Source organism: Martinezella hainanensis (assembly GCF_900094555.1).
GTDB lineage: Bacteria > Pseudomonadota > Alphaproteobacteria > Rhizobiales > Rhizobiaceae > Rhizobium > Rhizobium hainanense.
The window spans coordinates 184863-204281 of the sequence record NZ_FMAC01000004.1 but is presented as its reverse complement, the minus strand read 5'-3'; the positions used below and the strand labels follow the sequence as shown (position 1 = coordinate 204281).

Here is a 19419-nt window from a genome sequence, read left to right as displayed (position 1 = left end):
CGGCATATTCCATCGGCCGGACAAATTTTCTTTGCCCGGCGAAACTATGCCAGCGAAACGAGATCGGAAGCTGCGCGAAAAACAAGCTGCCAGTCTTGATCGACCAGAGCCGCAAACGTCCCGAATTTCAGGAGATGGGCCGCATCGGCCTCACATCAGCGGCAGTACAAGCCGCCACTCAACAAAACGTCGCCTTAAACGACGATGCCGCAAACAATGGCCGCAACGAACAGGAATGCAGCCGAAAACAGGACGACATGAATCGCCGTTTGAATCTTTTGCCGCGTCTTGGCGGCGCGCTTGGAACCATCGAACTGATTCACATGCGTATTCGACATACCCAAATTCGCCATGTGTTGCCTCCGTTCGTTTCTTATATGTTTTCCGGGCCAAGCCCAGAACGGACATTCATACATTTCCTATCAATTAGGTAGAGATGAATTTCCGTCCAGAACGCGAGCCGAGAAAAATTAAACCATTGGATGTCGAGGACCCGAAAGATCGGCAACGCCTAATCAGCAAAGAATGCGGCGGGCCCAAATCAAACTGCGCTCAATGGCGCTGGTATCGACCGTCTGCTCTTCGGCAGGTCCGGTCTGGCGGCGGCTGTTTTCATCAGAAAGAGTAGCGGACCGTGCATCTTCCCGTTTCGCCGGAACCGGCGGATGAAGATAGCCCATGGTCATGCCACCCATGAAAAACATGCCTGCCTCCACTTAACGTCTGACCCCTTGATCAGGATCACGAAAGTTAACTGCCATTAACGAGATCATGACAGAATTGCGGCAGGTGTCAATAGTCTATACGATTGGTCGTGTTTAAACGGTCCATTCGTTAACGCCCCTCGGAGGGCAAAAGCCGTCCGCTCAGGCGCGGACGAACCCCTTGCTGGCGACCATCAGATTGCGCGTATAGTCTTCCTTCACGTCGCCGGCCGCCAGCTCCTTCGCCGTCAGCCGCTCGACGACCGCACCGTTGCGCATGACGGCCAGGCGCACGCACATATGGGTGATGACGCCGAGATCGTGGCTCACCATCACGAAGGTCAGATTGCGATCCTTGCGTACCTGTTCGAGCAGGTTGAGCACCTCGGCCTGTACCGAAGCATCGAGTGCCGAGGTCGGCTCGTCGAGCAGCAGAATCGACGGCTCGACGATCAGCGCGCGGGCAATGGCGACGCGCTGGCGCTGGCCGCCGGACAGCTGATGCGGATAGCGGAAGCGAAAGCCGGTCCCAAGACCGACTTCGTCCAGCGCCCTGGCGATGCGGGTTTCGGTGTCGCCGATCCCGTGGATCGCGAGCGGCTCCAGCAGCAGCCGGTCGATCGTCTGGCGCGGATGCAGGGAGCCGTAAGGGTCCTGAAACACCATCTGCACCTGGCGATAGAAGGCCTTGCTGCGCCTTGCCCCCTTCAGCAGCTCGCCGTCGACGCGGATCGTTCCGTCCGTGACGGGTGCAAGGCCGGCGACGGCCCGCAGCAATGTCGATTTTCCCGAACCGGACTCGCCGACCAGGCCGAAAGATTCGCCCTTGTTGACCTCGACGCCGACGGCATCGAGAGCATAGTAACCGTCATAGACGACGCTGAGGCCATCAACTGCAAGTGCCGCCGTCATGCCGCCCACTCCGGCTTGCGGTCGAGCACCGGCAGTGGATGCCTGTTTTCGCCGATGACGGGCATGCAGTTCAGCAGACCGCGCGTGTAGGGATGCTGTGCAGTGTTCAATTCGGAAGCCTTGAGCTCTTCCACGACCTTACCTGCATACATGACGATCACGCGATCACAGAAGGACGACACCAGCCGCAGGTCGTGCGAGACGAAAATCAGCCCCATGCCGCGTTCCGAAACGAGCTTGTCCATGATCTTGAGCACATCGAGCTGCACCGTCACATCGAGCGCCGAGGTCGGCTCGTCGGCGATCAAAAGCTCCGGCCCGGCGATCAGCATCATGGCGATCATGACGCGCTGGCCCATGCCGCCCGAAACCTCGTGCGGATGCAGCTCATAGACACGGCCGGGATCGCGGATCTGCACGGCTTCGAGCATGGCAAGGGCGCGGTCGCGAGCCTCAGCCTTGCTCACCTTCTCATGCGTTCGCAAGGTTTCGGTGATCTGTTTGCCGATGGTCATGACAGGATCGAGCGAATATTTCGGGTCCTGCAGCACCATGGCGATGCGCTTGCCGCGCAGCGACCGGCGCTCTCTAGCCGAGATCGACAGAAGATCGATGCCGCTGAAGTCAAGCTTGTCGGCCGTAACGATGCCATGCGGCGGCGTCAGCCCCATGATGGCGCGGCCGGTCTGCGACTTGCCGGAGCCACTCTCGCCGACGATGCCCAGCCGCTCGCGGCCGAGCGTGAAGGACACGCCGCGCACGGCGTCGATAACACCCGTGCGCGTCGGATAGCGAACCCGAAGATTGTCCACGGTCAGAAGCCTTGTCATTGTCCGCTCTCCTTCGGGTCGAGCGCGTCACGCAGGCCGTCGCCGAGCAGGTTGAAACCGAGGCTGACGATAAGGATCGCAATGCCGGGCATGGCCGCCACCCACCATTGGTCAAGATAGTATTTGAAGCCGGTCGCAATCATCACGCCCCATTCCGGCAACGGCGGCTGCGCGCCAAGCCCAAGGAAGCCAAGGCCGGCGGCAGTCAGGATCACGCCCGCCATGTCGAGCGTGACGCGGACGATCACCGAGGAAATGCAGAGCGGCATGACGTGGCGGAAGATGATGCGCAAGGGCGAGGCGCCCATGAGCTGGACCGCGGCGATATAGTCCGAGCGTCGCACCGTCATCGTTTCGGCCCGCGCTAGGCGCGCATAGGGCGGCCAGGAGGTGATGGCGATGGCGATGATGGCATTCTCAATACCCGCACCGAGTGCACCCGCAAAGGCAAGCGCCAGCACCAGCTTCGGAAAGGCAAGGAAGATATCGGTGATGCGCATCAGGATCACATCGACCCAGCCGCCCATATAGCCCGACACCATGCCGATGATCAGCCCGATCGGCGCCGAGATGATAGCGACGAGCACGACGATGTAGAGCGTCCAGCGCGAGCCGTAGATGAGGCGCGAGAGGATATCGCGGCCGAGATCATCTGTGCCGAGCAGATAGCCCGGCGTGCCGGGCGGCTTCAGATAGGCATTTGTGAGATCGCCGATCACGGGCGAATGCGGCGCGATGACATCGGCGAGCACTGCCACGAGCACGAGCGCGATGATGATTGCAAGCCCGATCACAGCCAGGCGATTGGCGGAGAACTGCCTCCAGGTGACGTAGGCGCGCCCTAGTCTCGCCTGCCGGCGCGACTGTGGCCGGTCGGAGAGCAGCCAGTCCCTCAAGCTGGGTTGGGTGGTCTCGACAGTCATTTACGTCGGGTCCTTGGGTCGAGCGTCCGATACAGAAGATCGGAAATCAGGTTGATGCCGATGAAGACCGTGCCGACGACGATGGTGCCGCCGAGAACGGCATTCATGTCGGCATTGCGCAGCGAGCTGGTGATGTAGAAGCCGATGCCCGGCCAGGAGAACACGATCTCCGTCAGCACGGAGCCCTCGAGCAGGCCGGCATAGGAAAGCGCGATCACCGTGATCAACGGCACGACGGCACTGCGAAGGGCATGGCCCCAGATCACTCGCGTCTCGGAAAGTCCCTTGGCGCGAGCCGCGACAATATATTCCTGGCCGAGCTCGTTCAGCATGAAGCTGCGCGTCATGCGGCTGATATAGGCGAGCGAGAAATAGCCGAGCAGCGATGCCGGCAGGATAATGTGGCGGAACACGTCCCAGAAGACGTCCCATTGCCCCTGCATCGCGCTGTCGAGCAGGAAAAAGCCCGTGATCGGCGTGAAAGTATATTCATAAGCGATATCGATGCGGCCGGGATAGGCGACCCAGTTCAGCTCCGCGTAGAAGATGACGAGCGAGACCATGGCCAGCCAGAAGACAGGCACGGAATAGCCGACGAGGCCGATGACGCGGACGATCTGGTCGATGATGCTGTTGCGGCGCACGGCGGCAAGGACGCCGAAGGGAACCCCGAACACGGCACCGATGATCGTGCCGACCGTGGCAAGCTCCATCGTCGCGGGAAAGACGCGCTTGATGTCGTCCATGACCGGATTGGTCGTCAGCACCGAAGTACCGAAATCGCCGCTCAGCGCGCTCAAGAGATAATAATAGAACTGCAGATAGAGCGGTTGGTCGAGGTGCATCTCTCGATGCAGGCGCTCCAGCACCTGCTGCGGCGCGTGGTCGCCGGCAATCGCCAGCGCCGGATCGATCGGGATGACACGCCCGATGAAGAAGGTGACGGCGAGTAGGCCGAGATAGGTCGTGACCGCTACGACCAGAAATCGCAGCAGACCCATGAAGAAGGGAGCGGCACGGCCCTTTTTGGGCCGCACCTGCATTTTCCGTTCGACGGTGCTCAAAGAACTAATCCCGCCGGATTATCACTTGGAGATCGGCCAGACGAAGTTGTTGTCGAAGCTCGGACCAAGCTTGAAGTCCTTCACGTCCTTGCGATAGCCGGCGACTTCCGTCTGCTGATAGAGGATGATGAAGGGGCTTGCTTCCAGGAATTTCTTCTGGATGTCCTGATACATGGCACCGCGCTTGGTCGCATCGCCTTCGAAGAGCGCAGCCTTGGCTTCCTTCTCCAGCTCAGGCGAGGTCCAGGTGTTGCGCCAGACGAGCGTCTTGTTGGTGCTGGTATCGGAATTGTCGTCGTTCGTGGTGAAGGTATCGGCGTTGGAATGGGGATCCCAATAATCCGGACCCCAGTTGCCGAAGTAGATGTCGTGATTGCGGGCACGATACTTGGTCAGCTTCTGCTTGCCGTCGCCAGGGATGATTTCCACCTTGATGCCGGCCTGGCCGAGGGTCTGCTGGATCGCGGTTGCGATACCCGTATCCGGCTCGATGCTGCGTACGTCCATGGTGATCGAGAAGCCATCAGGCAGGCCTGCCTTGGCCAGCAATTCCTTGGCCTTGGTAACGTCGAGCTTGAACGGATTTTCATCCAGCGAGCCGAGCATGCCCTTCGGTTCGAAGGTCTGATGAATCTCGCCGATACCCTTGATCAGCGTCTTGCCGATGGCATCGTAGTCGACCAGATACTTGAACGCCTGCTGCACTTCCGGCTTGGCCAGATTGGCGTTCTTCTGGTTGAGGCTCATATAGTAGATCGTGCCCTTCGGCGCGCTGGTCGTAGCAAGCTGTGCATTCTTCTCGACTGCCTGAAGATCGGTCGGCGACAGGTTACGGGCGATGTCGATATCGCCGTTTTCCAGCGCCAGGCGCTGCGCCGAGCTTTCCTTCATGAAGCGATAGATGACGCGGTTCAGCTTGGCCTTTTCGCCGTAGTAGTTGTCGTTGCGCTCCAGCACGACGGCTTCGTTGGCACGCCATTCGCGCAGCTTGAACGGACCGGAACCGGCAAAGCCGGTCTTCAGCCAGCTGTTGCCGAAGTCGTTGTCGTATTTGTAGTCGGCGGTCGGCGTTGCCGGCTTCACGTGCTGCAGGACCAGCTTCTTGTCGACCACTTCGGCGACAGTCGCCGTCAGGCAGTTCAGCACGAAGCTCGGCGCATAGGGCTTGTCGACGGTGAAGGTAAAGGTGTTCGCGTCGGTCGCCTTGGCCTTTTCCGTCACGTTGTCGCCGTTAATGCCGAACTGGGTGATGATAAAGGCCGGGCTCTTGTCGAGCTTGACGACGCGCTCGAAGGACCAGGCAACGTCCTCGGCGGTGATCGGATTGCCGGAAGCGAACTTCAGGCCGGGCTTCAGCTTGAACGTATAGGTCAGGTGATCGTCGGAGACGGACCAGCTCTCGGCAAGGTCGCCCTTGATCTTCGAGGTGTCGTTGATGTCGAGGCGCACGAGCAGGCTATAGGTGTTGCCGGTGATTTCGGCAGCCGACAGTTCGTAAGCCTCGGCCGGGTCCATGCTCAGTATGTCATCGAAGGCGAAGCCTTCGACCAGCGTATCCTTGGGCGTCGCAGCATATGCGTTCGGCGCCGCCATCAGCAGAAGCGAGAGAGCCACGCCGGCAGAAAGTGCGCGGAAACCGCGGTTCATCCTGGTAATCATCATTGTTTTCATTCCCCTTTTTTAAACTCTACGCAATATCGGCACGCACGTTACCGGCTGCCTTCCTTCCAGGCGGACGCCAGGACGCGAAGCCAGTTCTCCCTGCACAGCTTTACAAGATCGGCCTCAGCATAACCAGCGTCACGAAGGGCGGCAATCAGGTTTTGATTGCCGGCCGCATCGCCGATTTCGGCTGGGATCGTGGCGCCGTCGAAGTCCGATCCGAGGCCGACGCAATCGATGCCGAGGCGGCTGACGAGATGATCAACATGCCGCACCATCGCCTCGAGCGGCGTATCGGCATCCGAGCGCGCGTCGTCGCGCAGCATGGCCGTCGCATAGTTGAGACCGACGATGCCGTGACTTTCCTTGATGGCGTCGAGCTGCTTGTCGGTGAGATTGCGTGCGACCGGCGTCAGCGCATGCGCGTTGGAGTGGCTGGCGACCAGCGGTTGGTCAGAAGTCTTCGCTACATCCCAGAAGCCCTTTTCGGTGATATGGGCGAGATCGACGAGGATGCCGAGGCGGTTGCATTCCCGCACCAACGCAAAGCCGGCGTCCGTCAGGCCAGGTCCGGTATCGGGCGAGCTTGGATAGGCAAAGGGCACGCCATGGGCGAAGACGTTGTTGCGGCTCCAGACCGGGCCGAGCGAGCGCAAGCCCGCCGCGTAAAAGGTTTCGAGTGCGGTCAGATCGGCATCGATCGCCTCGCAGCCTTCCATATGCATGACGGCAGCGAAAATGCCTTTCTCCATGCAATCGCGGATATCAGCGGTGGAGCGGCAAAGCTTCCAGGCGCCTGCGCGGTCAAGCCGCAGCGCGATCGCCGCCATTTCCAGCGCGATATCGAGCGACGGCGCCCGCTCCAGCGGGGCCGCGAGCGGCGTAGCGTAGTGGCCGTTGCTGTCCGGATCGGCAAAGACGAGATCGCCCGAAGGAATGTAGATGGCGCAAAGACCGCCGCCCAGGCCGCCGGCCCGCGCCCGAGGCGCGTCGATATGGCCGCTGGACGTCCCGTCCCTGAATTCGGCGATCGGATCCGCGCCGTCGCGCTGGTGATGCCAGAGTCTCAAGAGAACGTCGTTGTGACCATCGAATACGGCTTGCATTGTCTATCCTGGGTGAGGCGCTCTCGGGGGAGCGCATGGAAAGCGGCCAGAATAGAAAAGCTGACGGGATTCGCCATACCCAAATGAAAAAAATTTGCATTTGCATGGAATGGCGCGTTCAAACGGAAAAGGCGGGGTAAAACCCCGCCTTGAGAATATGCATTAGAACGCTGACGATGTGTCGGGCATTTCAGCGCTTGGCCCGCTTCTTCTGGCGGTAGACGTCGATGGCCACAGCCGCGACGATGATGAAGCCCTTGGCGATTTCCTGATAATAGGCATCGACGTTGAGGAAGGTGAAGCCCGAGATCATCACGCCGAGGATAACGGTGCCGATCACGGTACCGGCGATGCGGCCGACGCCGCCGGTGAGCGACGTGCCACCGATGACGGCAGCCGCGATCGCATCCAGCTCATAGTTGACGCCCATACCGGCCTGCGCCGTCTGCACGCGGGCGGCCGTGATGATGCCGGCAAGACCTGCCAGAAGCCCGGCAATGGCATAGACCTTGACCAGATGCGCCTCGACATTGATGCCCGATACGCGCGCAGCCTGCACATTGGCGCCGATCGCATAGGTGAACTTGCCATAGCGCGTGTAGCGCAGCACGACGTGGAAGAGGACTGCGATGATGAGGAAGACGACAACCGGCCAGATACCCGAACCGATGAAGTTGAACTGGTCGGTCAGGCCCGAAATCGGCTGGCCCTTGGTATAAAGCTTCGACAGGCCGCGGGCCGAAACCATCATGCCGAGGGTGGCGATGAAGGGAGGGATCTTCGTCTTCGTGATCAGCTGGCCGTTGATATAGCCAGCCAGAAGCCCGAGCAGCAGGCCGACGCCGATCGGCACGAAGAAGGGCATGTCGGTCAGCGCGGGATAGACGGCCCTCGCCCAGGTCGACGACTGGGCAAAACTCGCGGCGACCATGGCCGTCAGGCCGACGACGGAGCCGGATGAGAGGTCGATACCGCCTGTTATGATGACTTGCGTCACGCCGACGGAGATGATGCCGATGACCGAGACCTGCAGGATCATGATCTTCAGGCGCTGGAGGTTCATGAGGAAGCTCTGCCCGACGAAGATCCAGCCGAGGATCTCACAGAGGAGCGCGATGCCGATCAGCACCAGGAAGATGCCGAGCTCAGGCGGCACACGACGGCGTCTTGGCCGTGTGACTGCCGGGGCGGTCGCCTCTGCAACTTTGCTAACCATGGTTCAATCCTCCCTTGCGACGATTGGCGGCGTCACTGCGCGGCCAGTTCCATCACCTTCACTTGAGTTGCGTCCGCACGATCCAGGAATCCGGTCACCCGTCCTTCATGCATCACCATGATGCGATCGCTCATGCCGAGCACCTCGGGCATTTCCGACGAGATCATGATAACGGCGACGCCGTTGCGCGCCATTTCGGTGACGAGACGGTGGATTTCCGCCTTGGCGCCGACATCGATGCCGCGCGTCGGCTCGTCCAGGATGAGAATGCGGGGATTGGTGAGCATCCACCGGCCGATCAGCGCTTTCTGCTGATTGCCGCCGGAAAGATTTTCGATCCGCTCGTCGAGATTCGGCGTCTTGACGCGCAGCTTCCTTGCCATTTCCTCGCAGGCCTGCTCGATCGAGCCCTCCTGCACGAAGCCGCCGCGCACGAACTTATCGTGCAGCACCGCCACCTGCATGTTCTCGAGCACGCTGAGAATGAGAAGACAGCCCGTATCCTTGCGGTCCTCGGTCAGAAACGCCATGCCGTGGCGGATCGCTGCGGCCGGCGAGGAAATCTCGGTCTTCTTGCCGAAAAGCTCGATCGTGCCCGACGAGGCCGGCGTGACGCCGAAGATGGTTTCGGCGACATTCGACCGCCCCGATCCCACGAGCCCGGCCACGCCGAGAATTTCACCAGCCCTGACATCGAAGGACACATTGGAGAAGACGCCATCGAGGCTCAAATCCTTGACGGACAGCACCGTCTCGCCGATCGGCACCTCTTCCTTCGGGAACATCTGCGTGATTTCGCGGCCAACCATCATGCGGATGATGTCGTCGCGGGTCACATCGGTGGAAGCATGCGTGCCGATATATTTGCCGTCGCGGAACACCGAGAATTCGTCGGCGATCTCGAACAGCTCATTCATCTTGTGAGTGATGTAGACGATGCCGATGCCCTGGGCGCGCAGGTCGCGGATAATCTGGAAGAGATGCGCCACTTCGCGCTCGGTCAGCGCCGAAGTCGGCTCATCCATGATCAGCACGTCGGAATTATAGGAAACCGCCTTGGCGATTTCGACCATCTGCCGGCTCGCAACCGAAAGCTCGCGCACCTGGATTTCTGGATCGATGGCAATGTTGAGGCGCTGGAAGAGTTCCTCCGTCTTGCGGCTCATCTCGGCATGGTCGACCAAACCGAAACGGTTCTTCGGCTCGCGGCGAATCCAGATATTTTCAGCAACAGTCATGAAAGGCATCAGGTTCAGTTCCTGATGGATCATGGCGATGCCGTTTTCCAGCGCGTCGAGCGGTGACTTCAGCCGGATGTCGACGCCCTTGAGGCGCACTTCGCCCTGGTCGGGGATATAGATGCCGGCAAGGATCTTCATCAGCGTCGACTTGCCCGCGCCGTTTTCACCCATCAGCGCATGCACCGTTCCGCGCTTCAGGTGGAAGGAAACGTCATCAAGGGCGAGCACGCCGGGAAATTCCTTGCGGATGCCTTCCGCGCTCAGCAGATAGGCGGCATTGGGGACAGCGCCGCTGGCGCGTACCGCCGCCATGGTGGATGGGCTCACAACCATTTTTCCCTCCCGGGCAGATCGGATTTCAAAGGATGCGGGCTTTAAGCCCGCACCCATCGATCACTCTCGTCATCAGTTCTTCTTGACGAAGTCCTTGACGTTGGTCGGCGTGACGAGCTGGAAGGGGATGTAGACCTTCTTCTCGATCTTATCGCCCTTGGCAAGCTTCAGCGCGGCATCGACTGCGCCCTTGCCCTGGCCAGCGGCATCCTGGAATACGGTGACCTTCAAGTCGCCGGCCTGCATGGCGGCAAGCGCATCCTGCGTGGCATCGACGCCGGCAACGATGATCTTGTCGAGCGACTTGCCGGAAGCCTTCAGCGCCTGGATGGCGCCGATCGCCATTTCGTCGTTGTTAGAGATCACAGCATCGAATTCGAGGCCGCTGGAGAGCCAGTTGGTCATCAGGTCGGCGCCCTGCGTGCGCTGCCAGTTGGCGGTCTGCTCCTGAACGATCTGGATGCCCTTGCACTCGTCGGTCGCTACCACGTCATGGACGTCCTTGGTGCGCATGCGGGCAGCCTGGTTGGAAAGCTCGCCCATCATGATGACGGCCTTGCCCTTGCCACCCAGCAGGCGGCAGACTTCCTTGGCTTCCAGCGTACCGGATTCCTGCTCGTTCGAAGCAACGAAAGCCTGCTTGTCCGGAAGGCTGTCGACGTTTGCCGGCTCGCGGTTGACATAGACGAGCGGGATCTTGGCATCGGCTGCGAGCTTGGAAATGGCAGCCGTCGCGTCGGTATCGACCGGGTTCACGATGATGGCATCGACCTTACTGGCGATGAAGTTCTGGATCTGGCTCTGCTGCTTGGCAATGTCGTTCTGGGCGTCTTCGACCTGCAGCGTCACGCCCTTGTCCTTGGCGTAGTCCTGCATGCCGTTGCGCAGAACGGTCAGAAAGTTGTCGTCGAACAGAGCCATCGAAACGCCGATGGTTTGGGCATGGGCAGCGGTCGAGAGCAAAAGAGCCATCGCAGAGCCAAGGATAAATTTCTTCATGATTTCCTCCCAGATAAGGTGCCCGGCCACACCCCTCCTAAATGCCGGAACCCCCAGTCTCGACTGCGGGGCCTCTATTCAATTCGGCCGCCACTCCCATGGCGGCCACATCGAAAAACGGAACAAACAAACCGTAAAATTCATTATGCGGAATATTCATTCCATTTTTCAGGGCAAAGGTCAACAGCAAATTCTGGGCGCATCGCTGGAGCCGGGGAAGACGAGTTTTCTTGCCGCTCACACTGCAACATCGGATGATCAAACCTACATACGGGCACCCGTCACCGTGGAACGGTTATTCCATCGACACGGGAACGGAATAGAATGCAGACGACCAACCGGCCGCGCCGCGGCCCGCAATGGAGAACACACATGCCCTCGATGTACAGTTTCTCGGTCCCCGTCTTCCAACGCGGCCTCCAAAACCTTTCGGCCTATCTCGACAAGATCGAAGCCCATGCGGCTGAAAAAGGCGTTGCGGCGGAGGAACTCATTTCCGCCCGCCTGATCGACGACATGCTGCCGCTCTCCGGCCAGTATCAGCGCGCCTCCGATACTGCAAAGCTCACCATTTCCCGTCTTGCCGGCATCGATGCGCCGCGCTTCGAAGACACCGAAACGACTGTCGCCGATCTGCGCGAGCGTCTGAGGAAAACGCAGGATTTCCTGGCGACGGTTACGCCGGCAACGATGGAAGGCAGCGATGTGCGGGAAGTGACGATCTCGCCCGGAGGCAACAAGATCGTCTTCAAGGGCGAGGACTACCTGGCGAAATTCGCGCTGCCGAATTTCTTCTTCCACGTCACCACGGCACACGACATCCTGCGCAGCCGCGGCCTGTCCATCGGCAAGATGAACTATCTCGGATCGTTTGCCTAAGGACCAATTCCAGGAAAAGCGCGCAGCGGTTTTCCGTCCGGAATTACGCAAAAACGAATGACAGAAGCCACTCAGGGCCGGAGCGAAACCGGCCCTTTTTCCGTCAGCTCCGTATAGGCCAGCGTCTGGTCCAGATGCTCCGCCCGAACCGAGAGAAGCTTTTCGGCGTAGGCGAGCCTGATCGCCGTGTAAACGCCGTCCTCGGCGACATTGGATAGTTCCGCCGGATCCTTTGAAAGATCGAAGAGCAGCGGCGGAAGACCCGCGCAATGGACGTATTTGAAACGCTCATCGCGGATAACGGCCAGATTGCAGGCCTTGGACCGCAGGCCGAAATGCCGCTCGGGAATGCCCTCGGCAATATCGCGGAAATCGAACTCCCAGAAGGCCGCATCACGCCAGCCTTCCGGTTCGGAGCCGGAGAGGAACGACAGCAGGCTTTCACCATCGACATGATTTGCCGGCGCGACACCCAGCCGGTCACACAGGCTTGGGAAAATATCAGCGGCGCTGGTGAAGCGTGCCACCTGCCGGCCATGCGTGGCGCTCTGACGGGGATCACGAATGACAAGGGGAACATGATAGCTTCCGTCGAAGAAGCCGCCCTTGCCGAGCATCCAGTGATCGCCCATCATCTCGGCATGGTCCGACGTGAAGACGATGACGGTATCGTCCCAGGCGCCGGCATCCTTCAAGGCCTGCCAGATCCGGCCAAGCTGCGCATCGACCTCGGCGATCATCCCGTAATAGATGGCGCGGATCGCCGAAAAATCCTCCGACGTCCACTCGTTGATGGAGCCTTTGCCGCCATACATGAAGCCGCCCTTGCCGATCAGCGGCAGGCCGAAAGCGAGCAGGGGATGCAGCGCCATCTCCGTCTCGCGGTCGGCGGCGCGCGCAAAGGCCGGGCCATCGGCGGTCGAGAACATGCGGTTATAGGGCTCCGGCACCGAGAAAGGCGGATGCGGCCGCAGGAAGGAAACATGCGCGAACCAGGGCTGATCCTGCTCGCCAAGCCAGCGGATGAACTCGCCCGCCAGAAAGGCCGTCTGCGTCTCGTCCCTGGAATAGGCCGGCGCATTGTTGGAAATTTCGCCGGGCTCGGCACTGAGCGGAATATGGATATCGCGGCTGACGGCATCGGCATGGCCGCGTGACCGCAGCCAGGAGAGCCACTGCTTCTCATGCTCCGGCAGAAGCTGTCGCGGCGTAAACCCGGGCAGCACGCCTTCATAGGTCGTCAGATGCGGATCATGGGGATCGCGGTCGCGCGGATCGGGCGCCGTGTCGGTATAGCCGAACAGCGTCGGATCGTAGCCGGCGCGGCGCGCCGCAAGCGCAACATTGTCGAAGCGGGCATCGAGCGGCGAACCATTGCGGCAAACGCGATGGTTCATCTGATAAAGGCCGGTATAGAGCGTCGCCCGCGCCGGCGAGCAGGGCGCGGTACCGGCATAGTGGCGTCGAAAGAGCACGCCTTCCTTTGCCAGCGCATCGACATTGGGCGTCTTCACGCATTCATGTCCGACGGCGGAAAGGCAATCTCCCCGCCACTGGTCAGCCGAAATCAACAGAACGTTCGGGCGCTTGCCCCCAACACCAACCAAAGAGGAGGGTTCAGTGCTGGTTGGATTTGGCATGCCAATTCCATGCGGATTGGATGATCTCGGTCAGATCGTATTGCGGTGACCAGCCGAGAATATCGCGGGCCTTGTCGTTGTTGGCGACGAGCGTCGTCGAATCGCCCTCGCGGCGGCCGACATATTCGACCGGGAACGGCCGGTTCGACACCGTCTCGATCGTGCCGAGCAGCTCCTTCACGGTCGTACCCGTGCCTGTGCCGAGATTGAGCGCGACGGAATCGCCGCCATCAAGCAGATATTCCACGGCGCGGACATGCGCATCGGCAAGATCGAGCACATGGATATAGTCACGCACGCAGGTGCCGTCGCGCGTATCATAGTCACTGCCGAAGACCTTGAAGCCCTGGCGGCGACCGAGGGCGGCATCGATGGCAAGCGGGATCGCATGGGTTTCCGGCGTATGCCACTCGCCGATGCGGCCCTCGAAATCGGCGCCGGCGGCATTGAAATAGCGCAGCACGACGGAGCGCAGGTCCTTGTACTGGTCGTAATCCGCAAGCGCCTGCTCGACGATGTATTTCGTGCGGCCATAGGGGTTGATCGGCACCTGCTGGTGGCTTTCATCAAGCGGCACGCTCTGCGGCAGGCCATAGGTCGCGCAGGTGGACGAAAAGACGAAAGCCTTCACGCCGGCCGCCTGTGCTGCCGAAAGCAGGGTCAGCGTGCCGATGACATTGTTTTCATAGAAGGAGACGGGATCCTTCACCGACTCACCGACCTCGATCAGTGCGGCAAAATGCAGGATGGCGGCCGGCTTGTGCTTGGCAAGGACTTCATCGAGACGCGCACGATCGCGGATATCGCCTTCCTCTGCCGGACCCCATTTGACGAACTCACGATGACCGTTGGAGAAATTGTCGTAGACGACGGGTTTGAACCCCTTATTCGCCAGATCCAGACATGTGTGCGAACCGATATATCCGGCTCCGCCGACCACAAGCACCGTTTCTCCTGCCATGACCATCCCTTCTTAACTCACAAGGATTTACCGCCCCAGACGCGGCGGATCAGTTCGATCCGACGCGTACACTTAGAGAGCTGTAGCCGACTTGCAAGGCGGGAGAAAGGAGCAAGATTGGTAGTCTCAAGAATGGACGGAGACCAAGAAGCTAAGCCGGCTTGGCCTCTGCCTTGCCGGTATGCATAAGAATTCCGGCAAGCGCCAGAACCGGCGGCAGCAGGAAACAAGCCATGCCGGCAAGCATGAAAAGCGCCGCCGCCAGCGCGCAACCGAAGGCAAAGCCGCCAACGGCGATACCCATGCGGCCAAGCCGCGCCTTCATAGCGGTTTTCTCCTCCGGCTTAGTACCTCGCAGCAGATCGGCAATGTCGATCATGATCTGCGTCGTCGTGCCCGTCATCATCGTCGTCGGCGGCGCCGAGCCGAGATGAATGCGGTGCGCCGTCGTCTGAATGGCCATGGCGGCGACAAGCGTCATCCCTGTCAGAATCGGCTGCCACCCGTCCCCATCGCCAAACGGACCGAAAAACATGGCGAGGATCGCCGCAAGCACGAGCAACAGCAATTTCAGCGACAGGATGATCTGCAAGGTCGGCAGATTACGCCGCGAGAGATCGCCGCCGACAAGGCGGGCAAGAATGACGACGACGCAAAAGACAGGCAAAGCCAGAAGCTTGGCAAGGGCACCCGAAGTTCCGAGTACCAATGAAGCGCCGAGCGTAACGAAATTGCCCGTGACATGCGCCGTGAACAGCCCATGCAGGGCAAGAAACCCGGCGGTGTCGACATAGCCACCATTGATGCTCAGAAGGGTGGGAAGGCTCGGCTTCATTGGTTCCTCGCGCGCTTCGATCGTCTCCGACCTTATCGCGCCGAAAAGCCGCCGATGTCGAGATGCTTGCGTGGCCGCGAAACGAAACGTCGCCGTGGAACGCCAACCGGACGGCGGCGGCATGCTGCAGATCAAGGTTGCATCGACTTGCTTAACGGAGTTGTGTTTTACTGGCCATCCGTCACAAAGATGCTCGGAGGCATCGCTTCATGATTCCAGTCGTTTTCTCGCATCTTGCGCACCTCCTTGTTCGAAATTGTCGGCTGGGCGCCGCGGCGGGACTGGCGCTCTTTACCTTGGCGACGATGGCGGCAGCACAGGTGCCGGGCGCACCCATGCAGTTCATGCTCGTACACGCCGATCCCGGCTCCGGCGGCTGTCGACCCGAGGGCTGCGTCGACTGGATTGCCGCCGAAGGCATGATCGATGCGAAATCCCCCGGCGATCTGCGCAAGCTTCTGGTCAGTATCGGCAACAGGAAGCTGCCCATCATCCTGAACTCGCCCGGCGGAAATGTAGCGGCTGCAATGGAAATGGGTGAAATCATCCGAAAGCGCGGCCTGTCCGTGGCCGTGGGCGGCACGAGACTTCGATCTTGCCCGAACGACCAGCCACTTTGTGGCGATGGCTGGCACGCCGGCGCAAAAGGCGTCGTCTATTCCGCTGGCGCCAGATGTTTCTCAGCCTGCCCTTTCGTACTGGCCGCCGGCGTCAGGCGCGTCATCAGCCCCTTCGGTATCGTGGGCGTCCATCAGGTCAAGACGACCTATGATCAGGAGCGGATACTCTACCGGATGAAATATCAGATCGTTAACGGCAAGAAGCGCCTCATCAGTCGCCAGGAAATCAGCCGCAAGTTTATCGGGCTGCGCGACAGCACGACGCTGTCGAAATCACAGCGATCAAAATTTCTCGCTTACTTCAGGGAAATGGGCATCGATCGGTCGATCCTCGACATGGCAATGAGTGCCACTCCGAGTTCTATACGGCTGATTACACCGGATGAAGCGATGAAAATCAGGCTGATGACCGACCAGGCCTCCGCCGACGACCTGATAAAGGCCGGAGCCTGCGCGCCCGGCCAGCCGTTTTCGGCTTGCCAAGCACCCATATCCACGGATTCGGTGGCTCTCTTTGCCAATCCACCCTTTGCGGATTGGCAACTGAATCCCACGCAGGACTTCCTTGCACCTTCTATCGCACCGAGTACCGTCCGAAGCCCGCGAGGCGGCGACTGCGTTCAGCAGCCGACCGACTATTCACCCCATTGGGTTTCAAGCTCGGTGATTTCGTCAGACAGTTCGGCGATACGTTGCCGCAGCTCCGCCTCTGTGCCGTCGTCCACCTCTTCGTCGCCGAAACAATAGCGGGCTATATGCAGCTCGAGCTTGGCTTCAAGCTGCTCGCGCTGTGTGCGTAGATGTTTAAGATAGCTGTTTCGCATTGCGAACCACGCTTTCCGAGAAAATAGGTCTCACCCAAATAAATGGGGTTGAAACCAGAAAGTTTCGATAGGCATCCTATGCATCTCCGCCAAAGCTGAGGCGCAACATGCGACAAGGCTGCACTTCCGGGCCATTGCAAAGCCGCTGACCGGTCATCACATTCATGCGACCCACAGCTGAAATGATCCTGAAGGCAAATATTAGGCGCTGACATCCGCTTCGGATTTGCGCTAATTCAGGCGGAATGTTCGAGGTATGGTGTGTTGAACGAAAAAATTGCCGTCATTGGCCTCGGTTATGTGGGCCTGCCCGTCGCGATCGCGCTGGCCGAAAAATTCCATGATGTGGTCGGCTTCGACATAAAGGCCTCCCGTGTCGCCGCACTGAAGGCGGGCGAGGATGATACTCAGGAGGTTTCTGCCGAACGGCTGCGGGCGAGCGGACTGCACATCAGCAGCGAGATCGAGGACCTGCGCGATCGGGATATTTTCATCGTCGCCGTGCCGACGCCGATCGATCGGAACCGGCAGCCGGATCTGCGGCCGATGATTTCTGCCTCCCGCACTGTCGGCAAGGTTCTGCGTGAAGGTTCGATCGTCGTTTACGAATCGACCGTCTATCCCGGCGTCACCGAGGAAGTCTGCGGTCCGGTGCTGGCGGAGGTTTCCGGCCTGCGCCAGGGCAAAGACTTTCATGTCGGCTATTCGCCGGAGCGCATCAACCCAGGCGACAAGGAACATACTTTCGAGCGCATCGTGAAGGTGGTCGCCGGCGACGACGAGGAAACGCTTGAGAAGATCGCCGCCATCTATGGCGCCGTCGTCCAGGCCGGCATCCACCGCGCCTCCAGCATCAAGGTGGCCGAGGCCGCCAAGGTGATCGAGAACACCCAGCGCGACCTCAACATTGCACTGATGAACGAGCTTTCGATCATTTTCGAGAAGATGGATATCCGCACGGCCGATGTGCTGAAGGCGGCCCGGACGAAGTGGAACTTCCTGCCCTTCACTCCCGGCCTGGTCGGCGGCCACTGCATCGGCGTCGATCCCTATTACCTGACCGCGAAGGCCGAAGAGCTCGGCTACCACCCGGAAGTCATCCTGTCGGGCCGGCGCATCAATGACGGCATGGGCGCTTTCATCGCCCAGAAGCTCATCAAGATGCTGGTCGCGGCAAAAAAGCCGATCAACGGCGCCCGGATCGGCATATTCGGCCTGACCTTCAAAGAAAACGTGCCCGACCTGCGCAACAGCCGCGTGCCCGATATTATCAGTGAACTGCATCAGTTCGGCCTGGAACCGCTCGTGCACGACCCGATGGCGAGCCACCCGGAGGCTGAAGAGGAATATGGCATCCGCCTGATGGAGCTGAAGGATTTCGGCAAGCTTGACGCCCTCGTCCTTGCCGTTCCCCACAAATCCTATCTGGCCGAAGGTGCCGTCAACATCCTCGATCTCCTGAGCGAGAACGGCGTCGTCGTCGACGTGAAGGCGGCGCTGGATCGAGCCAATCCACTGCTGGCCGGGCATTCGGTCTGGAGTCTCTAAGACTGAAATGCCGGCTCAGTGCGCTTTTGCCCCGGCACCGGCGACCGTCGCCGCCAACCCCTCTTCGATCGAATAGGGCCGCGACCAGCCGGTAACCGCCCTCGTCTCGCCGATATCGACCTGAAGCGAGCCAAGCAGCCGCTGCGCGGCGGCTCGACGCCCCAGAAGCGCGGCGAGCCCCTCCAGCAACGCTGGGGGCACCGGCAGCATCCAAGCCTTGCGCCCCGCGGCCAAGGATAGTTTGGCGATCAGTTGGCCGATCGAAAGATCTTCGCCATCACTGACCAGAAACACGCGATTTCCAGCGGCCGGATGGCGAGCGCTGAGCAACATGAAGTCGACGAGATTGCCGACGAAGATCAGCGACCTGCGGTTTCGAACCGCCCCGAACGGCCAGGGAAACGGCCGGGCGGCCCATGTCATCAGGCTTGCGAAATTCGCCTTCACACCCGGGCCGTAGACGAGCGGCGGCCGGATGATGACGACCTCCATGCCGGTTTCCGCTGATATCGCAAACAAGGCCTCCTCCGCCTCGAGCTTCGAGCGGCCATAGGCATCTTCCGGATGCGGTACATCCGAAGCCCTGAAAGACTTTCCCGCCGCCGTCTCCTCGCCATTGACCTTGATCGAGCTTAAAAAGATGAAGCGCTTGACGCCCGCGCGCGCGGCTTGTCGCGCCAGGTTGACCGTGGCGTCGACATTGACGGCGCGGAATGCCGCCAATGGATCGGTGGCGCTCTCGTTCATGACATGGACGCGGGCCGCCAGATGCATGACGACATCGACACCAGCGAGCGCATCGGACCAATCCGTATGGCCATCCATCGCCCCGGTCGCGACAAAACCGGGGCGGGATGTGCGGCTGATTGGCCGATAGTCCATCCGCCGGCGGGAAAGCTCGGCACACAGGGCCTGCCCGACAAAACCCGTCGCACCCGTCACCAGGATCATGCCTGCGCTGCCTCCGCTTTTTCGCACCACCATTACCGCAAACATGCTTTGCACGGGATAGCGCCGCGGAACAAGGGCAGGGAATCTTGTCGTGGATGGTTGTGCTTAAATTCGCGATATGAGATGCACAGGGCAATGACGACCTTCATCGCCGCCTGAAGCGGCGACGAT

At 60.3% G+C, this 19419-nt stretch carries 20 protein-coding genes; 3 read left to right on the top strand and 17 right to left on the bottom strand.

The features are described from left to right. Positions 1 to 95 precede the first annotated feature (95 nt). Positions 96 to 434, top strand: coding sequence for a hypothetical protein (locus tag GA0061100_RS34865; RefSeq protein ID WP_167459828.1), 339 nt, complete (start codon positions 96 to 98; stop codon positions 432 to 434). 81 nt (positions 435 to 515) lie between these two features. On the opposite strand, the gene GA0061100_RS14700 is transcribed toward GA0061100_RS34865, so the two are convergent. From GA0061100_RS14700 to GA0061100_RS34370, 11 genes are all read right to left on the bottom strand, one after another. Then, positions 516 to 704: a hypothetical protein gene (locus GA0061100_RS14700; RefSeq protein WP_075853453.1), complete on the bottom strand. Its 189-nt coding sequence runs from the start codon at positions 702 to 704 to the stop codon at positions 516 to 518. Positions 705 to 866: 162 nt separating this feature from the next. Next, complete coding sequence (locus GA0061100_RS14695) at positions 867 to 1616, bottom strand: ABC transporter ATP-binding protein (protein WP_075853452.1); 750 nt, start codon at positions 1614 to 1616, stop codon at positions 867 to 869. Next, positions 1613 to 2446 (bottom strand): ABC transporter ATP-binding protein, encoded by an 834-nt coding sequence (locus GA0061100_RS14690; RefSeq protein WP_075853451.1) that lies wholly within the window; start codon positions 2444 to 2446, stop codon positions 1613 to 1615. The genes GA0061100_RS14695 and GA0061100_RS14690 overlap by 4 nt, the downstream gene beginning before the upstream one ends. Beyond that, positions 2443 to 3369, bottom strand: coding sequence for an ABC transporter permease (locus tag GA0061100_RS14685; RefSeq protein ID WP_075853450.1), 927 nt, complete (start codon positions 3367 to 3369; stop codon positions 2443 to 2445). Before GA0061100_RS14685 ends, GA0061100_RS14690 begins: the two co-directional genes overlap by 4 nt. After that, positions 3366 to 4433, bottom strand: a complete 1068-nt coding sequence (locus GA0061100_RS14680) for an ABC transporter permease (protein ID WP_075853449.1) — start codon at positions 4431 to 4433, stop codon at positions 3366 to 3368. The genes GA0061100_RS14685 and GA0061100_RS14680 overlap by 4 nt, the downstream gene beginning before the upstream one ends. 21 nt (positions 4434 to 4454) lie before the next feature. After that, positions 4455 to 6095: an ABC transporter substrate-binding protein gene (locus GA0061100_RS14675; protein WP_075853448.1), complete on the bottom strand. Its 1641-nt coding sequence runs from the start codon at positions 6093 to 6095 to the stop codon at positions 4455 to 4457. Positions 6096 to 6142: 47 nt separating this feature from the next. Next, positions 6143 to 7201 carry a dipeptidase gene (locus GA0061100_RS14670; RefSeq protein ID WP_075853447.1) on the bottom strand — a complete coding sequence of 353 codons (1059 nt, stop codon included), beginning with the start codon at positions 7199 to 7201 and terminating at the stop codon, positions 6143 to 6145. A gap of 190 nt (positions 7202 to 7391) precedes the next feature. Then, a complete protein-coding gene (locus GA0061100_RS14665; protein WP_075853446.1) occupies positions 7392 to 8417 on the bottom strand; it encodes an ABC transporter permease in 1026 nt (341 codons plus the stop codon). Between the two features lie 32 nt (positions 8418 to 8449). Then, on the bottom strand, positions 8450 to 9991 hold the full coding sequence (locus GA0061100_RS14660) for a sugar ABC transporter ATP-binding protein (protein ID WP_075853445.1): 1542 nt from the start codon (positions 9989 to 9991) through the stop codon (positions 8450 to 8452). A gap of 72 nt (positions 9992 to 10063) precedes the next feature. Beyond that, positions 10064 to 10990 carry a sugar ABC transporter substrate-binding protein gene (locus GA0061100_RS14655; RefSeq protein ID WP_075853444.1) on the bottom strand — a complete coding sequence of 309 codons (927 nt, stop codon included), beginning with the start codon at positions 10988 to 10990 and terminating at the stop codon, positions 10064 to 10066. Between the two features lie 37 nt (positions 10991 to 11027). After that, positions 11028 to 11231, bottom strand: coding sequence for a hypothetical protein (locus GA0061100_RS34370; RefSeq protein WP_143525436.1), 204 nt, complete (start codon positions 11229 to 11231; stop codon positions 11028 to 11030). A 131-nt stretch (positions 11232 to 11362) separates the two neighbouring features. Between GA0061100_RS34370 and GA0061100_RS14650 the strand changes: the two genes are divergently transcribed. After that, on the top strand, positions 11363 to 11869 hold the full coding sequence (locus tag GA0061100_RS14650; RefSeq protein ID WP_075853443.1) for a DUF1993 domain-containing protein: 507 nt from the start codon (positions 11363 to 11365) through the stop codon (positions 11867 to 11869). Between the two features lie 71 nt (positions 11870 to 11940). On the opposite strand, the gene GA0061100_RS14645 is transcribed toward GA0061100_RS14650, so the two are convergent. The 5 genes from GA0061100_RS14645 to GA0061100_RS35135 form a co-directional block, all read right to left on the bottom strand. Then, positions 11941 to 13509 carry an alkaline phosphatase family protein gene (locus GA0061100_RS14645; protein WP_075853442.1) on the bottom strand — a complete coding sequence of 523 codons (1569 nt, stop codon included), beginning with the start codon at positions 13507 to 13509 and terminating at the stop codon, positions 11941 to 11943. Next, positions 13487 to 14470, bottom strand: a complete 984-nt coding sequence (gene galE / locus GA0061100_RS14640; protein ID WP_075853799.1) for a UDP-glucose 4-epimerase GalE — start codon at positions 14468 to 14470, stop codon at positions 13487 to 13489. The genes GA0061100_RS14645 and galE overlap by 23 nt, the downstream gene beginning before the upstream one ends. 151 nt (positions 14471 to 14621) lie before the next feature. Then, positions 14622 to 15305: a YoaK family protein gene (locus tag GA0061100_RS14635; RefSeq protein ID WP_075853798.1), complete on the bottom strand. Its 684-nt coding sequence runs from the start codon at positions 15303 to 15305 to the stop codon at positions 14622 to 14624. 167 nt (positions 15306 to 15472) lie between these two features. Further along, entirely contained in the window at positions 15473 to 15940 is a 468-nt protein-coding gene (locus tag GA0061100_RS35140) for a hypothetical protein (RefSeq protein ID WP_075853441.1), read from the bottom strand. 620 nt (positions 15941 to 16560) lie between these two features. After that, positions 16561 to 16749 (bottom strand): hypothetical protein, encoded by a 189-nt coding sequence (locus GA0061100_RS35135; RefSeq protein WP_075853439.1) that lies wholly within the window; start codon positions 16747 to 16749, stop codon positions 16561 to 16563. 261 nt (positions 16750 to 17010) lie between these two features. Between GA0061100_RS35135 and GA0061100_RS14615 the strand changes: the two genes are divergently transcribed. Continuing rightward, a complete protein-coding gene (locus tag GA0061100_RS14615; protein WP_075853438.1) occupies positions 17011 to 18297 on the top strand; it encodes a nucleotide sugar dehydrogenase in 1287 nt (428 codons plus the stop codon). Between the two features lie 15 nt (positions 18298 to 18312). Here the strand turns inward: GA0061100_RS14615 and GA0061100_RS14610 are convergent, their stop codons facing one another. Next, positions 18313 to 19248: a UDP-glucose 4-epimerase family protein gene (locus GA0061100_RS14610; protein ID WP_075853437.1), complete on the bottom strand. Its 936-nt coding sequence runs from the start codon at positions 19246 to 19248 to the stop codon at positions 18313 to 18315. Positions 19249 to 19419: the final 171 nt, after the last annotated feature.